Raw genomic sequence first — 1,269 nt, forward strand, 5'->3', positions numbered from 1 at the left:
CACTGCTGTCCCATAGTTTGCTTTAAATAAAAAAACCTGAGTCCTAACAGTTAAAATATGAGTGCAAACAAACACTTTAACGACCAGGATTCAGGTTTTGTCACATCAGAATACCGTATTTCATGAGCTAATTAAACCTGTTGTGCGACAGGATTTTGAACAACTTGCTAAAGTGCACCATGTTGGACAGAAATTTAGAGCGGCTTCCCGGTGGGATCAGTTTATTGCCATATTGATGTCTCAATTCTCTTGTAGGCAAAGTCTGAGAGATATTCAATCCAATTTGGAGTGCCAACAGGAAAAGCTAAGTCATCTCGGAGCAAAGTCTATTCCCCGAAGCACGCTGGCACGAATTAATGAGCAGCAGCCTGCTGCCTTGTATCAACAGCTATTTTACAAGTTGCTTAAATACTATGACCACTCAAAAGTCGCTCATAAATTTCGCTTTAAGAATCCCTTGTATTCCTTGGATGCCAGTCATATTGACCTGTCGCTTTCCTTATGTGAATGGGCCAAAGTTCACGACTCAAAAGCCAGCATGAAACTCAGTATAGGATTGAATCACAGCAATGATATTCCTGAGTTTGTTGCAGTTGAAAATGGCAAAGAAAATGACATGGTACAAGGCCGCAAATTCCAGTTTCCTGCTGGCAGCATTGTAGTTTTTGATAAAGGCTATGTCGATTACCAATGGTATGCAAATCTGACTGCTCAAAACATTGGATTTGTCACACGTTTTAGGCCTAAATCTGTGTATCAGGTGATCCAGCAACATCCAGTGCTTGAATCCAAAGGTATTCTAAAAGATGAAACCATTCAGCTGAATAGCGCACATGCCCTAAAAAGAAAAGCCCCAGTGTTAAGAAGAATTGAATATAGAGATCAGCAAAGTGGCAAGCACTTTAGCTTTCTCAGCAATAACTTTCATTTAGCCGCCTCCACCATTGCGGCGATTTATAAAGATCGTTGGAAAGTTGAGCTGTTCTTTAAGGCGATTAAGCAGAATCTCAAATTAAAAGCGTTTCTAGGTCGCAGCAGGAACGCAATTCAGACACAAATCTGGATTGCGATGATCGCCTATTTATTGGTGAGTTTCGCTCAACATTTAGGAAAAACAGGTTGGACAGTTCAACGTTTACTCAGAATAATTCAAGTGAATTTGTTTGAAAGAAGAACTTTAAAAGCTTTATTTTCACCCGATAAAATACCCATAAAACAAGAGGAAGCTCAAATGAGCTTCCTCTTGTGAAAAATTGTGGGACAGCAGTG

Annotated in this window: 1 protein-coding gene; it reads left to right on the forward strand. The window is 40.0% G+C overall.

All coding sequences use genetic code 11. From position 1 onward, the window contains the following. The first annotated feature begins 97 nt into the window (after positions 1–97). Positions 98–1,249: an IS4-like element ISAbe18 family transposase gene (locus FTU83_RS17235; RefSeq protein ID WP_104425765.1), complete on the forward strand. Its 1,152-nt coding sequence runs from the start codon at positions 98–100 to the stop codon at positions 1,247–1,249. Positions 1,250–1,269: the final 20 nt, after the last annotated feature.

The sequence above is a fragment of the Acinetobacter sp. YH12152 genome, from assembly GCF_013418285.1.
GTDB lineage: Bacteria > Pseudomonadota > Gammaproteobacteria > Pseudomonadales > Moraxellaceae > Acinetobacter > Acinetobacter amyesii.